Source organism: Streptomyces sp. iso_384, assembly GCF_056172905.1.
In genome coordinates this window covers 6,628,812-6,650,676 of sequence record NZ_JBWBTT010000001.1, presented here as the reverse complement: position 1 = coordinate 6,650,676, position 21,865 = coordinate 6,628,812, and the positions used below count along the sequence as shown (strand labels likewise).

The 21,865-nt window shown below is 72.0% G+C and carries 21 protein-coding genes; 9 read left to right on the top strand and 12 right to left on the bottom strand.

Annotated features, from left to right (window positions below; all coding sequences use genetic code 11):
* Window positions 1–42: 42 nt before the first annotated feature.
* From AC0VY3_RS29710 to AC0VY3_RS29685, 6 genes are all read right to left on the bottom strand, one after another.
* Window positions 43–1,683 carry a vWA domain-containing protein gene (locus tag AC0VY3_RS29710; RefSeq protein WP_475551005.1) on the bottom strand — a complete coding sequence of 547 codons (1,641 nt, stop codon included), beginning with the start codon at window positions 1,681–1,683 and terminating at the stop codon, window positions 43–45.
* Window positions 1,680–2,930 (bottom strand): toxic anion resistance protein, encoded by a 1,251-nt coding sequence (locus AC0VY3_RS29705; protein WP_475551004.1) that lies wholly within the window; start codon window positions 2,928–2,930, stop codon window positions 1,680–1,682. The genes AC0VY3_RS29710 and AC0VY3_RS29705 overlap by 4 nt, the downstream gene beginning before the upstream one ends.
* 52 nt (window positions 2,931–2,982) lie before the next feature.
* Complete coding sequence (locus AC0VY3_RS29700) at window positions 2,983–4,071, bottom strand: hypothetical protein (RefSeq protein WP_475551752.1); 1,089 nt, start codon at window positions 4,069–4,071, stop codon at window positions 2,983–2,985.
* A 183-nt stretch (window positions 4,072–4,254) separates the two neighbouring features.
* Window positions 4,255–4,662 carry an SCO4983 family protein gene (locus AC0VY3_RS29695; RefSeq protein WP_475551003.1) on the bottom strand — a complete coding sequence of 136 codons (408 nt, stop codon included), beginning with the start codon at window positions 4,660–4,662 and terminating at the stop codon, window positions 4,255–4,257.
* A gap of 109 nt (window positions 4,663–4,771) precedes the next feature.
* Window positions 4,772–5,983: a pyridoxal phosphate-dependent aminotransferase gene (locus tag AC0VY3_RS29690; protein ID WP_475551002.1), complete on the bottom strand. Its 1,212-nt coding sequence runs from the start codon at window positions 5,981–5,983 to the stop codon at window positions 4,772–4,774.
* A gap of 235 nt (window positions 5,984–6,218) precedes the next feature.
* Window positions 6,219–7,031 (bottom strand): arylamine N-acetyltransferase family protein, encoded by an 813-nt coding sequence (locus tag AC0VY3_RS29685; protein WP_103509944.1) that lies wholly within the window; start codon window positions 7,029–7,031, stop codon window positions 6,219–6,221.
* A 209-nt stretch (window positions 7,032–7,240) separates the two neighbouring features.
* On the opposite strand from AC0VY3_RS29685, the gene AC0VY3_RS29680 reads away from it, so the two are divergent.
* On the top strand, window positions 7,241–7,570 hold the full coding sequence (locus tag AC0VY3_RS29680) for a hypothetical protein (protein ID WP_475551001.1): 330 nt from the start codon (window positions 7,241–7,243) through the stop codon (window positions 7,568–7,570).
* A gap of 20 nt (window positions 7,571–7,590) precedes the next feature.
* Here the strand turns inward: AC0VY3_RS29680 and AC0VY3_RS29675 are convergent, their stop codons facing one another.
* Window positions 7,591–8,298: an NAD(P)-dependent oxidoreductase gene (locus AC0VY3_RS29675; RefSeq protein ID WP_475551000.1), complete on the bottom strand. Its 708-nt coding sequence runs from the start codon at window positions 8,296–8,298 to the stop codon at window positions 7,591–7,593.
* Between the two features lie 95 nt (window positions 8,299–8,393).
* Between AC0VY3_RS29675 and AC0VY3_RS29670 the strand changes: the two genes are divergently transcribed.
* Entirely contained in the window at window positions 8,394–8,765 is a 372-nt protein-coding gene (locus AC0VY3_RS29670; RefSeq protein ID WP_032787323.1) for a winged helix-turn-helix transcriptional regulator, read from the top strand.
* A gap of 81 nt (window positions 8,766–8,846) precedes the next feature.
* Window positions 8,847–9,728, top strand: a complete 882-nt coding sequence (locus AC0VY3_RS29665) for a S1 family peptidase (RefSeq protein ID WP_475550999.1) — start codon at window positions 8,847–8,849, stop codon at window positions 9,726–9,728.
* Between the two features lie 49 nt (window positions 9,729–9,777).
* On the opposite strand, the gene AC0VY3_RS29660 is transcribed toward AC0VY3_RS29665, so the two are convergent.
* A complete protein-coding gene (locus AC0VY3_RS29660; RefSeq protein WP_475550998.1) occupies window positions 9,778–10,587 on the bottom strand; it encodes a TetR/AcrR family transcriptional regulator in 810 nt (269 codons plus the stop codon).
* 81 nt (window positions 10,588–10,668) lie between these two features.
* On the opposite strand from AC0VY3_RS29660, the gene AC0VY3_RS29655 reads away from it, so the two are divergent.
* Window positions 10,669–11,526, top strand: a complete 858-nt coding sequence (locus AC0VY3_RS29655) for a siderophore-interacting protein (RefSeq protein ID WP_242741351.1) — start codon at window positions 10,669–10,671, stop codon at window positions 11,524–11,526.
* Window positions 11,527–11,530: 4 nt separating this feature from the next.
* Here the strand turns inward: AC0VY3_RS29655 and AC0VY3_RS29650 are convergent, their stop codons facing one another.
* Both AC0VY3_RS29650 and AC0VY3_RS29645 read right to left on the bottom strand, forming a co-directional pair.
* A complete protein-coding gene (locus AC0VY3_RS29650) occupies window positions 11,531–13,150 on the bottom strand; it encodes an N-acyl-D-amino-acid deacylase family protein (protein ID WP_475550997.1) in 1,620 nt (539 codons plus the stop codon).
* Between the two features lie 42 nt (window positions 13,151–13,192).
* Window positions 13,193–14,515, bottom strand: coding sequence for a type III PLP-dependent enzyme domain-containing protein (locus AC0VY3_RS29645; RefSeq protein ID WP_475550996.1), 1,323 nt, complete (start codon window positions 14,513–14,515; stop codon window positions 13,193–13,195).
* A gap of 133 nt (window positions 14,516–14,648) precedes the next feature.
* Here AC0VY3_RS29645 and AC0VY3_RS29640 point away from each other — a divergent pair, with 133 nt between their 5' ends.
* From AC0VY3_RS29640 to AC0VY3_RS29625, 4 genes are all read left to right on the top strand, one after another.
* Window positions 14,649–15,806 carry a sugar kinase gene (locus AC0VY3_RS29640; RefSeq protein WP_475550995.1) on the top strand — a complete coding sequence of 386 codons (1,158 nt, stop codon included), beginning with the start codon at window positions 14,649–14,651 and terminating at the stop codon, window positions 15,804–15,806.
* Window positions 15,803–16,561 (top strand): IclR family transcriptional regulator, encoded by a 759-nt coding sequence (locus AC0VY3_RS29635; RefSeq protein ID WP_007460289.1) that lies wholly within the window; start codon window positions 15,803–15,805, stop codon window positions 16,559–16,561. The genes AC0VY3_RS29640 and AC0VY3_RS29635 overlap by 4 nt, the downstream gene beginning before the upstream one ends.
* A gap of 6 nt (window positions 16,562–16,567) precedes the next feature.
* Complete coding sequence (locus AC0VY3_RS29630; RefSeq protein ID WP_103509953.1) at window positions 16,568–16,978, top strand: RidA family protein; 411 nt, start codon at window positions 16,568–16,570, stop codon at window positions 16,976–16,978.
* Window positions 16,979–17,134: 156 nt separating this feature from the next.
* Entirely contained in the window at window positions 17,135–18,610 is a 1,476-nt protein-coding gene (locus AC0VY3_RS29625; RefSeq protein ID WP_103509954.1) for a GntP family permease, read from the top strand.
* 94 nt (window positions 18,611–18,704) lie between these two features.
* Here the strand turns inward: AC0VY3_RS29625 and AC0VY3_RS29620 are convergent, their stop codons facing one another.
* Window positions 18,705–19,790, bottom strand: coding sequence for a class I SAM-dependent methyltransferase (locus tag AC0VY3_RS29620; RefSeq protein WP_103509955.1), 1,086 nt, complete (start codon window positions 19,788–19,790; stop codon window positions 18,705–18,707).
* 169 nt (window positions 19,791–19,959) lie between these two features.
* Entirely contained in the window at window positions 19,960–20,340 is a 381-nt protein-coding gene (locus AC0VY3_RS29615; protein ID WP_475550994.1) for a type II toxin-antitoxin system VapC family toxin, read from the bottom strand.
* Between the two features lie 138 nt (window positions 20,341–20,478).
* On the opposite strand from AC0VY3_RS29615, the gene AC0VY3_RS29610 reads away from it, so the two are divergent.
* Window positions 20,479–21,780 (top strand): Nramp family divalent metal transporter, encoded by a 1,302-nt coding sequence (locus AC0VY3_RS29610; protein ID WP_242741347.1) that lies wholly within the window; start codon window positions 20,479–20,481, stop codon window positions 21,778–21,780.
* Window positions 21,781–21,865 lie beyond the last annotated feature (85 nt).

Sequence of the window (21,865 nt, the reverse complement as noted above, 5' to 3'; positions counted from 1 at the left end):
GCGCCCCTGCCGACAGCCGTTGGCCCCTTCCCGGCCGCGTCCCTACTGGTAGCCACGGATCTCCTCGAACGCCCCGTCCAGCGAGCCCGGGCCCGCCTTCTTCGTCCCGTCGAAGAGCCGGCCGCCGGTCAGCTCGGCGATCGCGTCCAGCTCCGAGCGGTCGGAGTCGCCGAACACGATCGGGAACACCGGGGTGACCTGCCGGGCTGCGGGCAGCGCCCGGTAGAACGCCGTGAACTGGGCCGCCGACCGGCCCGCCGTGTTCTCGCCGTCCGTCATCAGCACGATGGAGGTGAACGCGGACTCGGTGTCCGGGCCCAGATGGTCGTAGGCCGCAGCCAGGGAGGAGTAGATCGCCGTGTCCCCCTCGGCCGTCAGCGCCGCCGTGTCCGCCCGGATCGCCGCCGGGCCCGCCTTCGGGTCCGCCGGGTCGACGGTGTGGGTGCGGACCTGTTTGACGGTGGACCCGAACGGCAGCAGCGTGACCTGTTCGCGCTCCCTGAAGCCGCTGGTCAGCCCGTTCAGCGCGGACTTCAGCCGGTCCAGCCGCCCGCCCTTCATCGACTCCGAGGTGTCCAGCACGTACACGGTCCGCGAAGGGCGCCGCAGCCGGTGTTCGTACGAGGACAGCAGCCCGTCCGCGACCGATCGCGTACCGGGGAACGGCAGTTCGCGGCGCTGCTCGGGCGAGAGCGGATCGGCGGGGCGTGCGGCGGCGACGACCGGGCGGCGCAGCGTCCGCGCGGTGATCTCCCGTTGCACCTCGGTGGACCGGAAGTGCTCGGTCAGCGTCCGCACGGCGTCGCGGGCCTCCGGTGTGGCCCCGCTGAGCGCGCTCAGCGGGTAGTCGGCGGTGACCACCCCGTCGCGCGGGCGGATCACGGTCAGCCCGGCGTCGCTGTCCCGGTTCAGCGACAGCAGCACCGACTCGTAGTTGATCAGCGCGTCCACGGTGGAGCGCCGGGCGTACGCGGAGGCCAGCCAGCCCGAGGAACCGGAGGTGAGCCGCTGCCCGGCGAAGAACTCCCTCAGCTTCGGCCCGGCCCTGCGGACATCGGCGTCGGTGAGCGCCGCCTGGGCGCCGGAGAGCCCGGAGGCGATCGAGATCAGTGCGGAGAAACCGGAGTTGGAGCGGTTCGGGTCGGTCATCCCGTACGTCAGGTCCCCGGCCGCGACCGCCCGGTGGACCTGCGCCCAGCTGACCGCGTCGGCGTCCCAGCCGAGCCGTCGCACCGCCGCGGGCCGCACGCCGAGCGCGACCGGGGAAGCCATCAGCGGGGTCTCGGACGCGATTCTCCGGGCGGCCTCCGGGACGAGCCGCAGATAGTCGTTGGACGACAGCCAGACCGCGTCGAACGCCCCGTCCGCCTTGCCCGACGCCAGCCGTTCCACCGCGTCCAGCGTGCCCGCCCAGGTGGGCCGCACGGTGATCCCGGTCGCCTCGCGGGCCTTCTCCAACAGCGGCTCCATGTCGCTCAGTTCGCTGGAGGCCAGGATCCGGAGCGTGCCCGTGCGCGCCCGCCCGTCGTCGCCGCCCCGGCCGGTGTCCCGCCCGGCGTCCCGGTCCGTCGTGCAGGCGGCGAGCGGGACGAGCAGGAGCGCGGCCAGCAGCGGGAGCAGCGCGCGCCGGGCCACCTGGGCGCGCCGGGCGGGAAGAGGTCTCGTCGGGCGTCGGTCTCTCATGAGCGGCCTCCGTCCAGTGCCGGATCCGTCGTGCGGCTGCGGTCCAACCGGGCCCCGGCCTCCTGGAGTTCGGCGGTCAGCGTCCGCACGGTGGCCGCCATGGTCTCGGTCGCCCGCGCCTTGTACGTGTCGATCGCGTCGAGCGTCGCGTAGATCTGCCCGAACGCCGTGCGCAGGGTCTCGACGCCGACCGCCGGATCGGCCGCCAGCTGCTGGATCTCCCCGCTCTGCGCGGCGAGCATCTCCGCGTTCCCCCGGATCAGGTCCTCCGTGGTGGAGCGCAGCACCTGCACCTGCTCGGTCACCCGGCGCTGGTTCTCCAGCGCCGAGGACAGCATCACCGCGATCCGCAGCGCGGACACGGTCGTGGTGGCCGCCCGGTCGACGCCCTTGATCAGCTCGTCGTTGTTGCGCCGCACCACGTCCATCGCCAGATAGCCCTGGGCGCAGACCGCGATCTGGGTCAGCAGATCCTGGTGCTTCTGCCGTACGGGGAAGAGGACGTCGGCCCGCAGCGCGTCCGCCCGCACCGGGTCGCCCGCCGCCTCGGCCTCCGCGACGCGCCGCTCCACGACGCCGTCCAGGGCCTCGGTGAGCACCACGTACTCCTGGAGTTTGCCCATGGATTCCCAGAGACGGGTGCGCTCGGTGTACAACGCGGCCTTGTCGCGCCGTAGTTCGTCCTGGCCGCCGCGGAGCGAGCGCACGATCCGGTCGAGGGTGCCCTTGGCGGAGGCGTACTTCGCGACGTGGTCGCGCAGCGCCCGCCCGCCCGGCAGCCGGGACAGCAGCCGGCGGGCCCCGCGCCTCGGGGTGTCGCGCGGATCGAGGTCCTCCACCGTGCGGCGCAGCTCGACCAGTGAGGAGCCCACCCGGGCCGGGGCGTCGCCCTCGCCGGAGGCGAGCGAGCGGACGGTGCGGTCCAGCATCCGGTTGGACTGCTGGGCGGCGCTGCGGATGTCGCTCTGTCCGAGCGCGGCGATCTCCCCGACGCGGGCGCCGAACTCGGGTGACCGGGCGTCGAGTTCGGCGAGGCCGTCGACGTACTCCTCGGCGCGCCGGACCATGTCGGCCCGCACGGCTTCTTCGACCGGGACGAGCCCGGCGGCCTGCTCGGCGCGGACGGGGGCGACGGGTGCGGGCGGGGTGAGCACGAGAGGGGTGGTCGGCGGGCCGTACGGCCTTCGGGGATCCTGGGGGCCGGGGTTCTCGGGCCCTGCGTTCCGGGGCCCGGCGTTCTGGGTCATGGTGGAGGTCTCCTGACTGCGGGTGGCTGGGCCGGTTGCGGGCCGGGCGTCGTCAGCCGCGGGCCCGCTGTGCCATCGAGCGCAGCACCTCCGCGGTGGGTACGGGCGCCTGGCGTACGCCGGTCAGCCGCTGGTCGATGTAGGCGGTGTGATCCGCGGTGGCGGCGCTGAAATCGGCGGCCGCGCCCTGGGGCCGGAAGCCGTGCCGTACCGCCAGCTTCCGCAGCTCGGGGTCGGTGGACAGCAGCTCGCCGAGCTCGCGGCCGTGGCCGGTCAGCGGTACGAGGGTGTGGTCGCTGGAGACCGTGGTGTCCGGGTAGAGGACGACGAGGTCGCCGATCTCCTGCCGCTGACTGCTCATCAGGAGCGATGCCACCTGCGACTCGTAGACCAGCACGAGCGGATTGCCGACCCCACTGATGAAGTCCCGGAACGGCGCGTCGCTGCTGGTCTGCTGTGCGCCCTGCACCTGGACGAGCTTGCGCAGCAGCGGCGCCGTGCGTTCCACGGCCTTCGCGTCCGTGGCCACCCGGCCGCCCTCGGCGACGTACGAGGCGGCGGCGAGGTAGAGGGCGCCGGAGTTGGAGGAGACGGGGTCGGTGCTGGTGATGAACACCGTGCCGCTCAACTCGGCGTGCCCGGAGGCCCCTTTGAGCTGCTGCCAGGTCCGGTCGTCCTTCGCCGCCGCCAGGTAGGGGTCCATCAGCAGCGTGCCCTGTGTGGTGAACTTCGAGCCGCCGTCGGACCGCAGCCGGGCCAGGCCGTTGTCGGCGAGGACCTCGGCCGCGTTGCGGTGGGCCACCACGACGAGCGGCGAGTAGAACGGCCGCAGCGGGCCGCCCTGGTCCTCGGCTTCCCGGCGCAGCTCGTCGGCCGGCGCCTTGGAGCCGGGGAAGGCGAAGTCGTAGCCCTTCAGGGGCAGTCGGTCCATGGCCCAGGACCCGGAGGTCTCCGTGCGGACGGTTAACCCCTTGGCGGCCAGGGCCTTCACGGTGTCGGGGTCGGCGAAGAACTCGGCCTTCTCCGACCCGATCACCCCGCGCACGGTCTTCGCGGCGGTGCCGCTGTCCTCGCTGTCACGGCCCAGGGCGACGGCCGCCGCCACACCGGCGATCAGCACGACCGCCAGGACGATTCCCACGATGCGTCTCACCCTGCGCAGCGTGCTCGCGGAAACCCACATTCCGGGCCGAGTCGGGTGGACGGCAGATGAAGGAGCCATCCCAGTACGCAACGGCCGGTGGTGTCACCCGGGCCGCGGGCAGGTCGTGGACAGGTCATGGCGCCCGGTCCGCACGCCTGCGCGGCATGCGGACCGGGGCCGTCAGTGGGCGCCGACCAGCTGCCCGGAGGGGGCGGCGTCGGCGAGCGCGGCCAGGGCCGCGGTGTGGGCGTCCATCCGCTCGGCGGAGAGGATGGCGGCGGTCGTGTCGGCGCGGGACGCGGCCACCAGCAGAGCGCGGCCCGCGAGGGCGTGGGCGCGGCGGTGGAGGTCCGCGGGGGCGGCGTCGGTCAGGCCGGCGTGCCGGGCGGGCGGTGCGCCGCGCAGCCGGGCCACCTGCTCGGCGATGCGGTCGCCCGCCGTGCCGAGGCCCAGCTCGTCGGTGACCGCGAGGAGGGCGGCCAGATGCCCGGCGAGCTGGATGTCCAGCTCCTCCTCGCGGCTGCGGTGCGGAAAGTCCGCGTCGTCGGCCGGGGCGTGGACCGAGGGGCTGCGGATCGGCTCGTACATGGATGGCCTCCCGATGGTGCGTGGAACCATCCTACATTGGAATGAGTCTAAAGTTGTGCTCGATCCGGAATGTGGTCGCGTTACGGCTGTCCGTAACCGTCCGGGCGCGTCACGGCTGTCCGTAACCGTCCAGGAACGTGCCGATCCGGGTCACCGCGTCGGTCAGGTCCTCCACCGTCGGCAGCGTGACGATCCGGAAGTGATCGGGCTCGGGCCAGTTGAAGCCGGTGCCCTGCACGACCATGATCTTCTCGGCCCGCAGCAGGTCCAGCACCATCTGCCGGTCGTCCTTGATCTTGTAGACATCGGGGTCGAGCCGGGGGAAGAGATACAGCGCCCCCTTCGGCTTCACGCAGGTCACCCCGGGGATCGAGGTCAGCAGGTCGTACGCCACATCCCGCTGCTCCAGGATCCGGCCGCCCGGCAGCACCAGGTCCTCGATCGACTGCCGCCCGCCGAGCGCGCTGGCCACCGCGTACTGCGAGGGCATGTTGGCGCAGAGCCGCATGTTGGCGAGGATCGTCAGCCCCTCGATGTACGAGGAGGCGTGCGCCTTCGGGCCGCAGACGGCCATCCAGCCGGAGCGGTACCCGGCCACCCGGTAGTTCTTGGAGAGCCCGTTGAAGGTCAGCACCATCAGGTCCGGCGCCAGCGAGGCCGTCGGGGTGTGGGTCGCGCCGTCGTACAGGATGCGGTCGTAGATCTCGTCGGAGCAGACGATCAGGTTGTGCCGCCGGGCGATCTCGGTGAGACCGCGCAGCATCTCGTCGTCGTACACCGCACCGGTCGGGTTGTTCGGGTTGATGATCACCAGGGCCTTGGTGCGGTCGGTGATCTTCCGCTCGATGTCCGCGAGGTCCGGCATCCAGTCGGCCTGCTCGTCGCACCGGTAGTGCACGGCCGTCCCGCCCGCCAGCGAGACCGACGCGGTCCACAGCGGATAGTCGGGAGCCGGTACGAGCACCTCGTCGCCGTCGTCCAGCAGTGCCTGCATCGACATCTGGATCAGCTCGGAGACGCCGTTGCCCAGGTAGATGTCCTCGACGTCGAGGTCGATCCCCTTGGTCTGGTAGTGCTGCATCACCGCACGGCGCGCCGACAGCAGGCCCTTCGCGTCGCCGTACCCGTGCGCGCTCGCGAGGTTGCGCAGGATGTCTTCCAGGATCTCCGGCGGGCACTCGAACCCGAACGCGGCGGGGTTGCCCGTGTTCAGCTTGAGGATGCGCTGACCGGCCGCTTCCAGCCGCATCGCCTCCTCCAGCACGGGGCCCCGGATCTCGTAGCAGACGTTGGAGAGCTTCGTGGACTGGATGACCTGCATGTCCGCGAGCTTACGGCCGCGTTTCGCGGGGTGCTCGGGGATCGCTCCGGCCGTACGCCCTCCGGGGCACGCTCGGGCCCCGGCCCGTCTTCCATCGCCATGTCCGCCACCGCCCCGGACCGTGGGATGGCCCGGTCGGGGCGGCGTCGCGGCTTGGAAAGGAGGTGTGGGCGGCCGGAACGGGTGAGATGCGCCACGCGGGCCACACCGGCGGCAGGGCATACGGCGGAAGGAATCACTCCGGCAGGCGGGTGCCCTCCGGGAGCCGGATGCCGAAATCGTCTGCGAGGACCCGCAGCGCCTCGTCGCCGTCCTTCAGCTGCCGCTCGCGGACCGTGCCGTCGTCGGCCGTCTCCACCAGATCGAGCCCGGACAGCGCGAGGTGGAAACCGATCCGGGTGCGCTGCGCGTACACCGCCTGCCGGAACGGCGAGCGCGGGTGCGTGGCGATGAACCAGTTGATCACCTCGTAGTCCGGCTTCTCGTACGGATCCAGGGTGAACGTGTACTGCGGCTCCCACGACCCGCCCTGGTCGGTCTGCAGCTCCCACAGCGGCAGCGGACCGTGGTGCGGCGCGTGGACCAGGCGGTGGCGGCGCGGCGCGTCGAACAGCTCGGCGCCCTCCACCAGCTCGATCGGCTCCAGCAGCGCCCCGACCGTCCCGAACCCGACGTCCGCCAGATACGGGTGCGGCTCGCCCGCCACGTCCACCCGCATCAGCATGTGCGTACGGGGCCGGATGTCGCCCGGCGCCGCGCCCAGCACCACCCGGGCCGTCAGCGGTGTCACGGAGAAGCCGATCTGCCGGAGCGCGGTGGAGAAGAGGGTGTTGTGCTCGTAGCAGTACCCGCCGCGCCCGCCCCGTACGAGCTTCGCCTCCAGGTCGTCGAGTGCCAGCGACGGCGCGGAGCCGAGGACGGCCTCCAGGTTCTCGAACGGGATGCCGAGCAGATGCGCGCGGTGCAGCGACCGCAACACCTCCAGGGTGGGGCGGGGCTCCCCGGTCCAGCCGATGCGGGCGAAGTACGCGTCGAGGTCGAGTGTCATACGCCGACCGTACGCAGCCGGGGCGCGGGCGCGCCTCCGGCTGCGGACCGACATGCGCGGCCGGAGGGCCTCGGTCCCGGGACCGAGGCCCTCCGGCCGGGTTCCGGGCGGAGCCGGCGCACCGGGCGGCGCGGCACACGGCAGGGCAGGGGGGCTCAGATCTTGCTCAACTCCGGTGAGAGCCGGGCCGGCCGGGGAAAGGTGGCCCCATGAGCCTGTTCCGGAAGCCCCAGCCCCTCGCCGTCCTCGTCCTCCACGACGCCCCCGAAGTCGTCGCCGGGATCCGGAGTGCGCTGGAGACCGCCACGGACGCCGAGCGCCCCGGCCTGGAGCGCGCCCTCGCCCTGGCCGAGGAATCCGCCGGGCGCCCGGACACGGAGCTGCGCGGCCGGTGGGTGCGGCAGTACCTCACCGCCGCCGGGCACGAGGGCCCGGCGGACTCCGTGGCGGCCATCAAGATCCTGCGCGAGGCCGAACCCGGTCTGACGCTGCTCCAGGCGGTGACGTACGCGAAGGAGGCCGCGGCGGCCGACGCCTGACGCGCCCGGCCCCCCGGGTGTCAGATCCCGTTCATCGAGCCCGCCGACGCGATCAGCAGGGCCGTGTCGACGCCCTGCTCCCGGGCCGTACGGAGCAGCTCCTTCTCGTCGGCCCCCGACCCCGCGACCAGCGCTGCCGCGTGCCGGGCGCCGGCGAACATGGCGGTCATCGCGCTGAGCAGCGCCACGTCGTGGAGCGCGGCGAACCCGGGGTCGGCGCCGACGTACCGGGTGCCGACGGGTACGGACAGCGCCTCCTGGTGGGCGTCGAAGACCTCGCGGTCACCGCTGCAGAAGACATAGCCGCCGGCCCCCGGCACACCGATCATCGGCGGAACGGCCATGATCCCGCCGTCCAGGAAGCGGGCGCCGCGCTCGTTCGCCCAGACCGCGCGGGTGCGCGACTCGGCGGGGGTGGAGGTGGTGAGGTCGACCAGGTCCTTGCCCGTCAGGTCGGCGTCGGCCAGCGCCTCGCGGACCGAGGCGTCGTCCAGGAGGCAGGTGACGACGAGCGGGCTCGCGGCCACCGCCTCGGCCGCCGTGGCGGCCACCCGCGCGCCGCCGGCGGCGAGTCCGGCGCTCCGGCCGGGGGTGCGGTTCCAGACGGTCAGCGGGTGCCCGGCGGCGAGCCAGGTACGGGCGAGCGCGGCGCCCATCGCGCCGAGGCCGAGCAGGGTGAGAGGGGTGGGCGGGGCGGGCGGAACGGAAACAGCGGTGTTGTCGGACATGCCGATTAGGCTGGTCGACGGTGCCGGAGGCAACAAGTACGCACTATCGAGTGGGTGGTTACCTCGTGGTGAGCGAGCAGGTGGGGGAGCGGGCGATGAAACGGATCGTACGGAGGCCGGGGGCTTTCGTCTGCGGGATCGACGCGGCGATGGATGTGATCGGCGGCAAATGGAAGGTGCTCATCCTGTGGGCGCTGAACGAGCGGACCTGCCGCTTCGGTGAGTTGCGCCGGGCCGTGCCCGGGGTGACCGAGAAGGTCCTGAGCTCCCATCTCAAGGAGCTGGAGGACGACGGCATCGTGCACCGCGAGGTGTACGCCGAGGTGCCGCCGCGCGTGGAGTATTCACTCACCCCGCTGGGCCTCTCGCTGAACGCGGCGCTGGAGCCGCTGGGGCTGTGGGGGCGCGACCACATCTACCGCGGTGCGGCCGAGGCCGGCGCCGTGGCCGGAATTGACCCCTTGTGATGGCCTGACATCTGCGCCAGCATGCGCATGTCAAAAGCCGGAAGATCTCCGGCCCTTGGCATCACTGGAGGTACCCCCCACATGAACAAGCCTCTCGTCGGTGCGTTTCTTGCTGCCCTGCTCCTGGGAGCGGGTGCCGCGCCCGTCGGCGCGGCCGAACCCGCCGGGAACGCGAGCGAGGTTGCGGCCGAAGCCGCACCGCAGGCAAGCGAAGCCGCCCCCGCGGCGAAGGCCGTGACCTTCGCCGGGACCGTCGCACTCAGCAACTGTTCGGGTTCCGTGGTCCGTTCACCCGACGCCGAGCCCACCGACCGCGCCCTCGTGCTCTCCAACGGGCACTGCCTGGCGTCCGGCTTCCCGGGTCCCGGCGAGGTCGTCCTCGACCAGCCGTCCTCGCGGACGTTCACCCTGCTCAACGCCTCGGGCAGCGGTGTCGGCACTCTCAGGGCGAGCAAGATCGCGTACGGCACGATGACCGACACCGATCTCTCGCTCTACGAACTCACCAGCACCTACCAGCAGATCGAGGACAGCTACGGCATCCAGGCGCTGGAGCTGGAGACCGCGCACCCGACGGCGGGCACCGCCATCACGGTCGCCTCCGGCTACTGGAAGCGCACCTACAGCTGTGACATCGACGGCTTCGTCCACCAGCTCAAGGAGGGCCGGTGGACCTGGAAGGACTCGGTCCGCTACACCCCGGAGTGCCGGACCATCGGTGGCACGTCCGGCTCGCCGGTGATCGACGACGCCACCGGCAAGGTGGTCGCCGTCAACAACACCGGTAACGAGAGCGGCCAGGAGTGCACGGACAACAACCCGTGCGAGGTCGACGAGAACGGCGAGGTGACCGTCCGCGAGGGCATCAACTACGCCCAGCAGACCTACAACATGGTTCCGTGCATCGGGGTCGGCAGCAAGATCGACCTGGATGCCGAGGGCTGCGCGCTGCCCAAGCCGTAGCGGTCGTCCTGTGCGATCCCGGGCGCGCGCCGGGCGGTCCTGACCTTCCTCAGGGCCGCCGGGCGCGCGCCGCCTCGATTCCGTCCAGCAGGACGTCCAGCCCCACCCGGAACGTCTCGCGCGCCTCCCGCTCCGGATACGGCACCGCGTCGTGCCCGCCGCCTTCCGGAGGCGGCTCCGGCGCCCCGTCCCGCTCCAGCCCGATCACCGCCGGAAAGCGCTCCGCGAAGTCCGGGACCAGCGCCGTCAGGGCCGCCGAACGCGCCGCCCACCACTCCTCGTCGGAGCTCCCGGTCGCGGCTGCGGCCCGTCGGGCGTCCGCCACCGTCCGCGCCGAGCCCTGCACCAGCGGGAACAGCGTCCCCACCAGCCGCCGCACCGTCCGGGCCGGCAGCCCGGTCGCCCCGAGCAGCCGGACGAGCGTGTCCAGGTTCGCGTACTCGTGCGGTCCCAGCACCGGCCGGGCCTGCGAGACCTGGAGCACCCAGGGGTGGCGGACGTAGAACTCCAGCACCTCCCCGGCCCACGCGGTGAGCGGCGCCCGCCAGTCGTCCGAATCCGGGTAGGCGGCGGGGAGTTCGGCGTGGGCCGCGTCGTACATCAGGTCCAGCAGCTCGCTCTTGCCCGGGACGTGGGTGTACAGAGCCATCGCGGTCCGGCCCAACCGGTCGCCGACCGCCCGCATCGACAGGGCCCCCATGCCCTCCTCGTCCGCGACCGCGACGGCCGCCGCCACGATGGCGTCCACGCTCAGCCGGGGCTTGGGCCCGGGGCCACCGCGTGGCGATGCGGCGACTTCCGCGCGCCAGAGCAGGGAGAGGGAGCGGCGGGCGTCACCCTGCCCGGCAAAGACCACCACTTGCGACTCCTTACGCCATAAAGTAACTTCGGCCGGGCAATGCTTTACCGCGTAAAGATACCAGGGAAGGGGTGCGGCATCATGGGTCAGGCCATGCCGGTCAGCTACGTACGGGTCACCGGAGCGGAGCGGATCACCCCGCGCACCGTCAGGGTCGGCTTCACCGGGCAGGCGCTGCCGCGCCTGCTGGAGGACCGCCCCGACCAGCAGATGAAACTGTGCCTGCCGCGCGAGGGGCGGAGCGTGAAGGAGGGGCTGCTGCCGGAGCGGGACGCCGACGATCCGTACGGCATGCGCTGGTACGAGGCGTTCCTCGCGATTCCGGAGGCGGAGCGGCCCTGGCTGCGCGGCTTCACCGTCCGCTCCTACGACCGCGAACGCAATGTGATGGCCGTGGACTTCGTGCTGCACGGCGAGGACGGGCCCGCCTCCCGCTGGGGTGCGGCGGCCCGGGCCGGCGACGTCCTCGGCATGGTCGGCCCGTCCTCCCTCTACGCCCGCCCGCTGCCCGCCGCCCGGCGGATGCTCCTGGCCGGGGACGAGTCCGCGCTCCCGGCCATCGCCACCGTGCTGGAGGCGCTGCCCGCCGGGACCAAGGCTGTCGTGTACGCCGAGGTCGCGGACGCGGCGGAGGAGCGGGAGCTGCCGTCCGCCGCCGGAGGGGCCGAGGTCCGCTGGGTGCACCGGGACCGGGGGGCCTCGCTGGTGGACGCCGTACGGGGCGCCGGAGCGGACCTCGGCGGGGTGGACGCGGCCTGGGTGGCGGGCGAGGCGTCCGCCGTCCGGGCGCTCCGCCGCCACCTGGTCGAGGACCGTCGACTACCCAGGACCGCCGTCGAGTTCGGCGGATACTGGCGGCGCGCCCTCACCCAGGACGACGCCCCCACGGAGGAGGATCTCGCCTGGGCGGCCGAGCGCGCGGCGGACGCTGCCCCGTGAGCCCTCAGGCGGCCCCGGCGCCCCTGACCGCCTTGCCCGCCAGCACCGACGTCCGCCTGCCGTCCTCGATGACGAACCGGCCGTCGATCAGGACGTGCGGGATGCCCACCGGCAGCGTGCGCGGCTCCTCGAAAGTGGAGCCCGCCGCCACCGTGTCCGGATCGAACAGCACCAGGTCCGCGCGGTAGCCCTCGCGCACCAGACCCCGGTCCGCGAGCCGCAGCCGGCCGGCCGGGCGCGAGGTCAGATGGGCGACGCACTCCTCCAGTGACAGGATGCCCAACTCCCGTGCGTAGCGGCCCAGATACTGCGGGAACGTGCCGTACGCCCGGGGGTGCGGCTTGTCGCCCTGGAGGATGCCGTCGCTGCCGCCGGTGTGCACGGGGTGGCGCATGATCTGCTGGACGTTCTCCTCGTGGCCCACGTGCTGGAGGATCGTCGTGCCGAGCCGGTCCTCGGTGAGCAGCCGCTTCGCGGTCACCCAGGGCTCCTCGCCCCGCGCCGCCGCCGACTCCGCCACCGTACGGCCCACGTACTCCGCCAGGTGCGGCGCGCTCACGCCGCTGATCTCGATGGTGTCCCACTCGATCGGTACGCCGTGGCAGCCGTCCGAGCCCAGCACCTCCAGGTGGTGCCGGATCTTCTCCGCGCTCGAAGGGTCCGCGAGCCGGGTGAGGATCGACTCCGGTCCGCCCTCGCTCGCCCAACTCGGCAGCATCGCCACGAGGGTGGTGCAGCCGGGGGTGTACGGGTAGGTGTCGAGCGAGATGTCGGCCCCGGCGGCCAGCGCCCCGTCCAGGAGGGCCAGGAGATCGGGCGCCCTGCCCTTGTTCACGCCGAAGTTCATGGTGGCGTGGGCGAGATGAAGGGCGCAGCCGGCGTTGTGGGTCAGCTGCACCATCTCCTCGTACGCTTCGAGCGCGCCCGCTCCGTAACTGCGGTGGTGCGGGCAGTAGTAGCCGCTGTGGGAGGCCACCACCCGGCAGAGCCCGGTGAGTTCGGCGTCGTCCGCGTACATGCCGGGCGTGTAGGTCAGCCCGGACGACATGCCGACCGCGCCCTCCCGCATGCCCTGGTCCACCAGCTCCTTCATCCGGGTCAGTTCGGCGTCGGTGGCGGGACGGTCGTCCCAGCCCACCGCGTACATCCGGACCGTGCCCTGCGGGATGAGGTAGGCGGCGTTGACGGCGATGCCCTGGCCGCCGAAGTTGCGGTCGAGGCGGTCCAGATAGCCGCCGACCGTGCGCCAGTCGAAGTCGATGCCGGAGCCGTCGCCGTTCCAGCCGGTGATCGAGCGGCGGACCTCGGCGAGCGTACGGTCGTCGACGGGGGCGTACGACAACCCGTCCTGGCCGAGCACTTCGAGCGTGACGCCCTGCGCCGCCTTCGCACTGTGGTCCGGGTCGCGCAGCAGCGCCAGATCGCTGTGGGCGTGCATGTCGATGAAACCGGGGGCGAGCGCGAGGCCGGCCGCGTCCACCGTGCGGGTGGCGGTGGGGCGGGGGCCGGGGGAGCCCTCGGGGTGGATCTCGGCTATGCGGCCGCCGTCGACCGCCACATCGGCGCGGTAGCCGGGCTCGCCGGTGCCGTCGACGACCAGTGCGTCACGCAGGACCAGGTCCATGGGTCACCTTTCGGAGGGTGAAAGCCGTACGGCTCGGCGGCTCTAGAAGAACGTGCGGATGTAGTCGGTGACCGTGCCGTCCGCCGTGACCAGCGGGATCAGCTGCCACTTGTCGAAGCTGGTGCAGGGGTGTGAGAGGCCCATGCCGACCCAGTCGCCCACCTCCAGCTCCGCCCCGCCCTCCGTGCGCACCCAGGTGTGCTGGTCGGAGAGGCCGGTGACGGTGATCCCGGTGGCGGGCCGGACCGAGCCGTCCCGGCCGGAGCGGACCACCTGGGCCTCGGGCAGATCGAGGTCGTACGCCGCGTCCCGCTTGCCCGCGTTCAGGAACGCCTGCTCGCCGGAGGGGCGGGAGACGACCTGCGCCCAGAGCCGGAAGGCGGGCTGAAGGGCGCCCTCCTCGGGGACGCGGTTGAACGGGGTGAGGTGCTTGTAGTGCCCGTCGTCGTGCGAGACGTACGCGCCGGAGCGCAGCAACTTGAGCACGGGCAGGCTCAGTTCGGGGATCTCGGCGAAGACGTCCGCGACCGCGTCGAACCAGGCGCTGCCGCCGGCACTGATCACGATCTCCTCTGCGCCGGCGAACCTCTTCTCGCCGTCGAAGGCGGCCGCGAGCCCGATGAGCCGCCGCAGCCACGCCCGTACGCGCTCCGGGTCGGCGTCCGGCACCTCGCCCTCGTACCCGGCGACGCCCACCAGGCGCAGCGACCCGGCCGCCGCCACCGCGTCGGCCACCGCCGCGCAGTCGGCCTCCGTGCGGGCCCCGGTGCGCGCGCCCTCGCACGCGCCCAGCTCCACGACCACATCGACCGGGCGGGTGGCGCCCGCCGCGCCGAGGGCCTCCTCCATCAGCTCGACGCCGCGCACGGAGTCGACGTAACAGACGAAGCGGAACGACGGATCGGCCGTCATCTCGCCGGCCAGCCAGCGCAGGGCGACCGCGTCGACCAGCTCGTTGGCGAGGAAGATCCGTCCGATCCCGTACGCCCGGTAGACCCGCGCCTGGTGCGGCACGGCGGCCGTGATGCCCCACGCGCCGCGCTTCAGCTGGTCGGCGAAGAGCTGCGGCGCCATGGACGTCTTGCCGTGCGGGGCGAACGCGAGGCCGTGGCGTTCGGCGTACGTCTCCAGGAGGTCGAGGTTGTGGGCCACCGACTCGGCGGAGAGGGCGAGGACGGGGGTGGTGAACCCGCCGGTGAAGAGGTTGCGGCGCTCGGCGGCGAGGTCTTTGACGGTCAGGCCCTCCGCGTCCGGCGGCAGGGCCTTGAAGCGGTGGTCGACGCGTTCGTCGGCGAGGGAGGCCGTGAGGGACGCAGCTGAGGACGCGGAGGACGCGGTGCGGTCGGTGGGGCTTTCGGCTGCCAAGGGGAGCTCCTCGAAGTTCGTTGCAACATATGCAACACCCATTGCGTATATCGCTCAACGCTGTCTAACATCCGAGCCGATGCCCGGTCAATGGTGACCACCGGCCCGCACGCCGATCAGCGAGGAGCCCTCCGTGTCCGGACCCGCAGCAGGGACGGCCAGCGCCGCCACGACCACCGATGTCGTCTGTCTCGGTGAGTCCATGGTGACGTTCCTGCCCTCGCAGCCCGGCCGCCTCGCCGACGTGCCCTCGTTCGGGCGCGGGATCGGCGGAGCCGAGTCCAACGTGGCCTGCGCGCTCGCCGCCGCCGGGCACCGGGCGGCCTGGGTCGGCCGGGTGGGCGCGGACGGCTTCGGCGAGCATCTGGTCGAGACGATCGCGGGGTACGGGGTCGACACGTCGGCGGTCCGCCGGGATCCGGACCGGCCCACCGGCATCTACTTCCGTACGGCCACGGACCGGGGGACCGACACGCACGAGGTCGCGTACTACCGGGCCGGGTCGGCGGCGTCCGCGATGTCGCCGGCGAACGTGCCGTACGAGGAGCTGTTCGCGGGGCGGATCCTGCATCTGTCCGGGATCACGGCGGCGTTGTCGGCCGACTGCCTGGAGCTGCTGCGGGAGTTGACGGCTGCGCGGTCCGGGCGGCCGCTGGTGTCCTTCGACGTGAACCACCGGCCGCATCTGTGGCGGGGTGGCGACGCGGACGCCTCCGTGCTGCTGGAGCTGGCGCGCCGGTCCGACCTGGTGTTCGTCGGGGAGGACGAGGCGGAGGAAGCGTGGGGGATCGCGGGTGCGGAGGCGATCCGGGCGGCGGTGCCGGAGCCTTCCGTGCTGGTGGTGAAGCGGGGGAGTGCGGGCGCGACGGTGTTCGCCTCGGGGCGCCGCCCCGGACCCCGCTCCTCGAACGCCGGAGAGGCTGAGAACGCCCCGGACGCACGCTCCACGGAGGCCGGAGGGGCTGGAAGCGCTGGGGCTGAAGATGCCGACACCGTCACCCATGTCCCCGCCCTCCGTGTCGACGTCGTCGCCGCCGTCGGAGCCGGGGACGCCTTCGCCGCCGGGTTTCTCTCCGCCACCCTGCGCGGGCTGCCCGTCCGTGACCGTGTGCGGCACGGGCACCTCATGGCCGCCGCCGTTCTCACCGTCCCCGGCGACCTCACCGACCCGCCCGCCCGCGACCACGCCGACCGCCTCGCCGCCCTCGACGACGACGCCTGGGGGAGACTTCGTCTCGGCCCCGGCTGGACCGCAGCCGACCGGGCCCCCGAGGAGGTACGTACGCCATGAGTCAGACCGTCGACCGGGCACTGAGCATCCTTCCGCTGCTCGCCCAGGGACCCGCCGACCTCGGGCAGGTCGCCGAGCGGCTCGGCGTGCACAAGTCCACGGCGCTGCGCCTGCTGCGCACGCTCCACGAGCACGGCCTCGTCTACCGCCAGGAGGACCAGCGCTACCGCCTCGGCGCCCGGCTCTTCGCGCTGGCGCAGGAGGCCGTCGAGAACCTCGACGTACGCGAGATCGCCCACTCCCACCTGGTCGCGCTCAACGACCGGTGCGGGCACACCGTGCACCTCGCCGTGTACGAGGAGCAGGAAGTCCTCTACATCGACAAGGTCGAGAGCCGCTACCCGGTCCGGATGTACTCCCGGATCGGCAAGCCCGTCGCGATCACCGTCGCGGCCGTGGCCAAACTGCTGCTCGCCGACCTCACCGAGCCCGAACGGCGCGTCATCGCCGAGAAGCTCGACTACCCCATGTACACGTCCCGTTCGACGCCCAACGCCGCCGCCTTCCTCAAGGAGCTGGCCGTCGTGCGCGAACAGGGCTGGGCCACCGACCTCGGTGGCCACGAGGAGTCCATCAACTGCATCGGCGCCCCCATCCGCGGCGCGGACGGGCGGGTCGTCGCGGCCATGTCGGTGTCCGCACCCAATGTGGTCGTCACGGCAGAGGAACTCCTCACCCTGCTCCCGCTGGTCCGGCGCACCGCCGAGACCATCAGCCGGGAGTACTCCGGCACCACCCGACCCAAGAAAGCCTGATCAGCCATGACCGAGAAGACCGCCCTCACCCCCTCCACCCACACCACGCCGCCCGCGAAGTTCTCGCACGGTGTGAAGAAGGGGAACATCCTCCAGGTCGCCGGCCAGGTCGGCTTCCTCCCCGCCGTGGAGGGTCAGGCCCCGACCCCGGCCGGCCCCACCCTGCGCGAGCAGACCCTCCAGACCTTCGCCAACGTCAAGGCGATCCTGGAGGAAGGCGGAGCGAGCTGGGACGACGTGATGATGATGCGCGTCTACCTCACGGACGTGGACCACTTCGCGGAGATGAACGAGATCTACAACACCTACTTCGCCGAGCAGAACCTCAAGGAGGCCCCCTCGGCGCGGACGACGGTCTACGTCGGCCTGCCCAAGGGCCTGCTCATCGAGATCGACGCCCTCGCGGTGCTCAGCTGACGGTCCTCGCTCCCCCGACCGTCCGGTCCGCTCACCTCTGAATCCTTTGCTCCGCACGCAGAACCACTCCCGCAGTACGCCGTACGGCACGGCGCCCCGCTCGCCGGGGGCGCCGTGCCGCGCTCCCCCCTGCCCTCCAGCACCACCGGAGTCCCCATGCTGCTCGCCGCAACCCCCTCGCCGGCCGAGACACCACCGCACACCGGTGGTCTGCTCCTCCTGATCGACGGCACCGCCGGTCTGCTGACCGTCGCCGCCCTCGGCATCGCCCTCCTCCTCTTCCTGATCATCAAGGTCAGGCTCCAGCCGTTCGTCGCCCTGCTCGCGGTCTCCATAGCCGTCGGCCTCGGCGCCGGGCTCTCGGTCACCGAACTCTTCGGCACCGTGCAGAAATCCGCCGCCGTCTCGGTCATCGAGTCCGGCATGGGCGGCATCCTCGGCCACGTCGCGATCATCATCGGGCTCGGTACGATGCTCGGCGCGATCCTCGAAGTGTCTGGCGGGGCCGAGGTGTTGAGCGCCCGGCTGCTGAACGCCTTCGGCGAGAAGCGCGCCCCGCTGGCCATGGGGATGACGGGCCTCGTCTTCGGTATCCCGGTCTTCTTCGACGTCGGCATCTTCGTCCTCGCGCCGATCGTGTACGCCGCCGCCAAGCGCTCCGGCAAATCGATCCTGCTCTACGCGATGCCGCTGCTGGCGGGCCTGTCGATGACCCACGCGTTCCTGCCGCCGCACCCGGGACCGGTGGCCGCCGCCGGACTCTTCAACGTGTCGCTCGGCTGGGTCATCCTGATGGGCATCGTCGTCGGCATCCCGTCCGTCGTCGCCGCCTGGGTGTACGCCGCCTGGATCGGCAAGCGGATCTTCGTCGACGTACCGCAGGACATGGTGGAGGCCGCCGAGGAGGCCAAGGCCGCCGTCGCCGCCGAACAGCGCGCCGCCGGGGTCACCCCGCACGAGAAGCCGGTCCCGCTCGCCACGGTTCTCGCGATCATCGGCACCCCGCTCATCCTGATCCTCGCCGCGACGTTCTCCTCGATCGCCCTGGATCCCTCCACCCTGCGCTCGGTGATCGAGTTCTTCGGCAACCCGTTCGTCGCCCTGACGATCGCCCTGTTCCTCGCGTACTACCTGCTGGGCATCCGGCGCGGCTGGTCCCGCAAGTCCCTGGAGTCCGTCTCGACGTCCTCACTCAAGCCGGTCGGCAACATCCTGCTGGTGGTCGGCGCGGGCGGCATCTTCGGCGCGGTCCTCAAGGGCAGCGGCATCGCGGACGCGCTCGCCGACACCTTCAACGACGTCGGCCTGCCGGTCATCCTGCTCGCCTGGCTGATCTCGGTCGTCCTGCGCGTCGCCCAGGGCTCGGCCACCGTCGCGATCGTCACCACGGCCGGGATCGTGGTCCCGCTGGTCGAGGGCCAGGACCTCTCCCAGGCCCACCTCGCGCTGATCATCATGGCGATCTCGGCCGGCTCGATCTTCGCCTCGCACGTGAACGACGGCGGCTTCTGGATGGTGTCGAAGTACTTCGGCATCAGCGAGCGCGACACGTTGAAGTCCTGGACGGTCCTGGAGACGGTGCTCTCGGTCGCGGGCTTCGTGGTCGCGGCGCTGCTCAGCCTCGTGATCTAGCGGTACGGGGCGGCCTCGGCGTGGACCGCGCCGAGCCCGCCCACCGCGTTGGACCAGGTGCCGCGCGCCGCCCTGGAGCGCCCGGTCCCTGCCCTCAACTCCCCTTACGGGCCACGTAGTACACGTTCAGGATGTCGCCCTCCACCTCGCGCACGGCCACCTCCCCGAAGCCCGCCTCCTTCAGCATCCGCAGCGCGGTCTGCCTGCCCCACACCGTCCCCAGGCCCGCCCCGCCCTCGCTCAGCGAGGTCGTCATGCAGTAGAAGACCGAGAAGGCGTAGAGCGTGGGGCCCAGCGGGAGGTCCAGGTTCTCCTCCAGCTTGCTGGAGGCCGCGATGTCTCCCATCAGGAACACCCCGTCGTCCCGCAGCGCGCCGGCCACGGCCGCCAGGGTCTCCGCCGGACGGGCCAGGTCGTGGATCACGTCGAAGGCGGTGATCAGGTCGTACGAACCGGTCACCGCGGCCGCGTCCGCCAGCTCGAAGTGCGCGTTCCGCAGGCCCAGTCGCGCCGCCTCGGCCCGGGCCGAGGCGATACCGCCCTCCGACACGTCCACCCCGGTGAACCGGCTTGCCGGGAACGCCCGCGCCAGCAGACTGACCGCGTGCCCCTGCCCCGTACCGACGTCGAGCACGTCCAGACCGTCACCTGAGTCGAGCCGCTCCGGCAGGCCGGGCACCAGCGGAATGATCGCGTCGACCAGCGCCGCGTCGTACACCCGCGCCGTCTCCTCGGCCTGGAGCTCCTGGAACTTCGGGTACGAGGAGTAGGGCACCCCGCCCCCGTCCCGGAACGCCGTGACCACCTCGTCCTCGACCAGCCCGATCAGGGCGAGGTCCTGGAGGAAGGAGGCGAGGTTGTCGGGCCCGGCGGCGCGGCACAGCGATGCCGCGTGCTCGGGCGGCAGCCGGTACGTCCCGTCCGCCGGGTCGTACCCGACGATCCCGCCCACGGTCACCCCGCCGAGCCACTCGCGTACATAGCGCTCGTTCAGCCCGGCGGCCCGGGCGATCTCCTCGCTGGTCGACGGCGGCAACCGCGCCATCACGTCGAACAGCCGTGTCCGGTGACCGACGCTGCACAGGTACCCCAGGCAGGCATCGTTGAGCACCTCCGTCATCCGGCCGGCGAATTCCTCCTGCCGGGCCGGATCCGCAGTCCGCCGGATCGTGTGAGACATGGCGCACCTCCTTCGGAAGCCCGCAGCGCGCCGCCGGACGGAACCGCGCCCGCTCCGCCCCCGTGGCGCCCTCTCCGTCCCCGTAACCGCCGCTCGCTGCCGGCCGCTGGGCCCCGCGACACACGTTACGCCGCCCCGCGCGATATGCCCTGTGCTCCCGCCGCCCCGCTCAGGCGGCCATGACGGAGACGTCGTACTGCTGGATCCACTTGTCCCGGGTGATGATGGTCATCCCCTCGATCTGAGCCTGGGCGACCAGTATCCGGTCGAAGGGATCACGGTGCAGAGGAGGCGGCGTGCCTGCCCGCACCCCATGCCCCGCGGTGATCGGCAGCGTCGTGAACTGGCTGTCGCGCACGCGCTCCGGCAGGTCGTCCGGGCCGTCCAGCTTCCCCAGGGACTGCTTGACGGCGATCTCCCACGCGGAGACCGCGCTGAGGTGTACCGACGGCTCTGTGTCCAGGAGCTCTTTGGCCTGGTCGGAGAGCTCGCCGGAGTCCGCGAGCCACCAGAGGATCACCTGGGTGTCGAGCTGCCCTAGCTGCCTCACCAGAGCGCGGAGGGGTGGACTGGGTGCTGGACCAAGGGCACCTCGGGCCACCTGAGGCCACCTTGTGGCAGGCCCCGGCCCGCCCGGCCCCTGCACGCCCCCTTGTGCGGCCCCGCCGATTGCGCTTCCTTGATCGGCATGGCGGAGACAAGCGCAACCACAGGGACAGGGGAGCCGGCCTCCCGACCACGTAAGTCCAGCTGGAAGTACATCGGCCCCGGCATCGTCGTCGCGGCGACCGGGGTCGGGGCCGGCGATCTGGTCGCGACGCTCATCGCGGGCAGCAAGTTCGGATACACCCTGATGTGGGCGGCGGTGATCGGCTGCGCCGTCAAGATCTCGCTCGCCGAGGCGGCGGGCCGCTGGCATCTGGCGACCGGCCGCACGCTCTTCGACGGCTGGCGCAGCCTGGGTCCCTGGACCACGGTCTACTTCGCGGTCTACGTCGTGATCTGGGGCTTCATCTACGGGGCGACGGCCATGTCCTCCAGCGCCCTGCCCATCGTGGCGCTGTTCCCCGACGGGCCTGGGCTGAAGTTCTGGGCGATCGTCACCGGGCTGATCGGGCTGGGCTTCGTCTGGTTCAACCGGTACGCCGTCTTCGAGAAGGTCATGACGGTCCTGATCGGCATCATGTTCGTGGTGGTCGTGTACGTGGCCGCCCGCGTCGTGCCGGACGTCGGGGCGTCGTTCGCCGGGCTGCTGCCCGCGCTCCCGGACGGCTCGCTCCTCTACACCCTCGGGCTGATCGGCGGCGTCGGCGGCACGATCACCATGGCCGCCTACGGGTACTGGGTCAACGCCAAGGGCTGGGGCAACTCCTCCTGGATGAAGGTGATGCGGCTCGACAACCGGGTCGCCTACATCACCACCGGCGTCTTCGTCGTGGCGATGCTCATCGTCGGCGCAGAGCTGTTGCACGCCTCGCAGGTCGCCCTCACCTCCGGCGACCGTGGGCTGATCGACCTGGGCAAGGTGCTGGAGGACCGCTTCGGCGCGGGCACCGCCAAGCTCTTCCTGGTGGGCTTCTTCGCCACGTCGTTCTCGTCGCTGATCGGCGTCTGGCACGGCGTGAGCCTGATGTTCGCCGACTTCGTGGAGCGGTTCCGGGCCCCGGCTGCCGCGCGCGAGGAGGAGTCCGGTCCCGCCGTCACCGACCGCCAGCAGCGCTCGCTGCCCTTCCGCGCCTACCTCCTGTGGCTGACCTTCCCGCCGATGACCCTGCTCTGGCTGGACGAGCCCTTCGGCCTGGTCATCGCGTACGGGGTGCTCGGCGCGTTCTTCATGCCGTTCCTCGCCCTCACGCTGATCTGGCTGCTCAACTCCTCCCGTACGCCGAGGGAATGGCGCAACGGGTCCATCAGCAACGGGATGCTCGCCCTGGCCGGTCTGCTGTTCGTCGTGCTGTGCGTCCAGCAGGTGCGCGAACTGCCCTGGTGAGCGAGGCTTCCACAAACGCCGCAGCGCCGCCGGGGGAGCGGCGGCGCTGCAGGGTTCGGGTGGGTGCGCAGGCGTTACGCGCTAC